Annotated in this window: 5 protein-coding genes; all 5 read right to left on the bottom strand. The window is 70.9% G+C overall.

Going from position 1 to position 2,040, the window contains the following annotated elements:
- Positions 1-433 (bottom strand): 4-hydroxy-tetrahydrodipicolinate reductase (locus tag ACLN58_RS21590; protein WP_415857262.1); only part of this gene is annotated, 433 nt, incomplete at its 3' end.
- 66 nt (positions 434-499) lie between these two features.
- Positions 500-964 (bottom strand): molybdenum cofactor biosynthesis protein MoaE, encoded by a 465-nt coding sequence (locus ACLN58_RS21585; protein WP_415857261.1) that lies wholly within the window; start codon positions 962-964, stop codon positions 500-502.
- Positions 954-1,427 (bottom strand): MogA/MoaB family molybdenum cofactor biosynthesis protein, encoded by a 474-nt coding sequence (locus ACLN58_RS21580; RefSeq protein WP_415857264.1) that lies wholly within the window; start codon positions 1,425-1,427, stop codon positions 954-956. Before ACLN58_RS21580 ends, ACLN58_RS21585 begins: the two co-directional genes overlap by 11 nt.
- The gene (gene moaC / locus ACLN58_RS21575; RefSeq protein ID WP_415857260.1) at positions 1,427-1,966 is read right to left on the bottom strand and encodes a cyclic pyranopterin monophosphate synthase MoaC; all 540 of its coding nucleotides are present in this window, start codon (positions 1,964-1,966) and stop codon (positions 1,427-1,429) included. Before moaC ends, ACLN58_RS21580 begins: the two co-directional genes overlap by 1 nt.
- The gene (locus ACLN58_RS21570) at positions 1,954-2,022 is read right to left on the bottom strand and encodes a hypothetical protein (RefSeq protein ID WP_415857263.1); all 69 of its coding nucleotides are present in this window, start codon (positions 2,020-2,022) and stop codon (positions 1,954-1,956) included. Before ACLN58_RS21570 ends, moaC begins: the two co-directional genes overlap by 13 nt.
- Positions 2,023-2,040 lie beyond the last annotated feature (18 nt).

Genomic DNA, 2,040 nt, shown 5'->3' with positions numbered 1-2,040 from the left:
AAGGCGCGTCGACCTTGTCCGGGTGGTGCAGCTCGATGATCTCGACCGATTCGAAGTACCGCGCGGCCTTCGCCGCGAACGCGGAGGCGAGCACCGAGCCGAGAGCAAAGTTGGGGGCAATCAGGACACCGGTCTCAGGGTGCTCGGCGAGGAGCGCTCGGAGCGAGTCGAGCCGCGCGGCGGTCCATCCGGTGGTGCCGACCACGGCGTGGATCCCGTGCTCGACGGCGAAGCGCACGTTCGCTTCGGTGGAATCCGGGACGGTGAGGTCCACGACGTAGCGGGCTCCGGCGTCGACGATTGAGTCGAGGGTGTCGCCCCGCCCGAGCGCTGCGACAAGCTCCAGATCCGGCGCCGCCCGGACGGCCTTGACCGCCTCGGATCCCATGCGCCCGCTCGCGCCCAGCACTGCCACCGGAAGTCGTTCTGTCATGCCAAAAGCCTATCGGAGCGCAGCGCCCAGAAATCAGCCCGAAGACTCAGCCCAGCGCCTGAACGTTCAGCCCAGCGCGGCGACCCACTCTTTGCCGCCGTCGTCGAAGAACTGCTCTTTCCAGATGGGCACCTCGGCCTTCACGCGGTCCACGAGCTCCGAGCAGAGCCGGAATGCCTCGCCGCGATGTGCCGACGAGACGGCGCACACGAACGCGACGTCGCCCACACCGAGCTCGCCGATGCGGTGCGCGATCCACACCCGCATGGCCCGTTCCGACGGGCCGTACCGCTCGAGATGCTCCGCGACGACGGCGTCGACGACCCGACGAAGCGTGGCCCCGGCGGTCGGGTGGGCGGTGTAGGAGAGCCGTAGGACGCCCCGGCCCTCGTCATGGTCGCGCACGATCCCGGCGAAGGAGACGACGGCGCCGGCGTCGGGGGCGTCGACGGCCCGACGCGCCGCGACCTCGTCGATTGGATCGGGCGTCACCTCGGCGTTGACGATGTCCACGCGTGCGTCAGTGGCCATGGTTTCCCTCCAGCTGGTCGCACAGGTGCCCGATGAGGGGGTCGAGCACGGAAAGACCGTCCATCACGCCGGACGGCGAGCCAGGCAGGTTCACGACGAACGTGGCCCCCGAGACGCCCGCGTAGCCGCGACTCAGTGCCGCGAGCGGGGTCTTGGCCGCGCCCGCGCGCCGCAATGCCTCCATGATCCCGGGTACCTCGCGGTCGAGGAGTGGCCGCGTCTCCTCCGGCGTCACGTCGTCCGGGCTCAGGCCCGTGCCGCCGCTCGTCACGACCACGGTGGGCGCGAGCGCGAGCAGAGCACGCAGCGCCGCGCCGACGGACGGTCCGTCGGGCACCACGGCCGCAGGGATGACCTCGAAGCCGTGCTCCGCGAGCCAGTCCGCGATGATGGGCGCCGAGCGGTCCTCGTAGACGCCCGTCGCAGCGCGCGTCGACGCGATGACGATCCCCGCGCGCCGCATCACGGCTCGCCCACCAACGGCCCGGGATCCCCGAGCGACCAGTCGCCGCTCTTCCCGCCGCTCTTCGCGAGCACCTTGATGTCCGAGATGACGGCGTGATGATCCACGGCCTTGACCATGTCGTAGACGCCGAGCGCCGCGACGGTCGCCGCGGTGAGCGCCTCCATCTCGACGCCGGTCACACCCCGGGTCTTGACGGTCGCGAGCACGCGCACGAACGCCTCGCTGAGCTCGAAGTCGACCGTCACCTTCGAGATGGGGAGCGGGTGGCACAGCGGGATGAGCTCTGGGGTCTTCTTGGCGGCCATGATGCCCGCGACGCGGGCGACGGCGAGCGCGTCGCCCTTCGGGAGCCCGCCCTCGCCGAGGAGGGCCAGAACCTCGGGAGTGGTCCGCAGGACGGCCTGCGCGGTCGCCTCGCGGCTCGTCTCCGGCTTGTGGCTCACGTCGACCATGTGCGCGCTGCCGTCCGCGCGGACGTGGGTGAGGTGTGTGCTCGTCTCGGCATCGCGTTGAGGGGACTCGTTCACAACAGCCATACTTCCACGTCGGCGCCGGCGGGCAGCACGGTGACGTCCTCGGGGACGAGGACCAGCGCGTCGGAGGCAGCGAG

The organism is Sinomonas sp. G460-2 (assembly GCF_047759905.1).
Taxonomy (GTDB): domain Bacteria; phylum Actinomycetota; class Actinomycetes; order Actinomycetales; family Micrococcaceae; genus Sinomonas.
The sequence above is the reverse complement of the archived record's forward strand: the minus strand, read 5'-3'. Positions and strand labels throughout refer to the sequence as shown.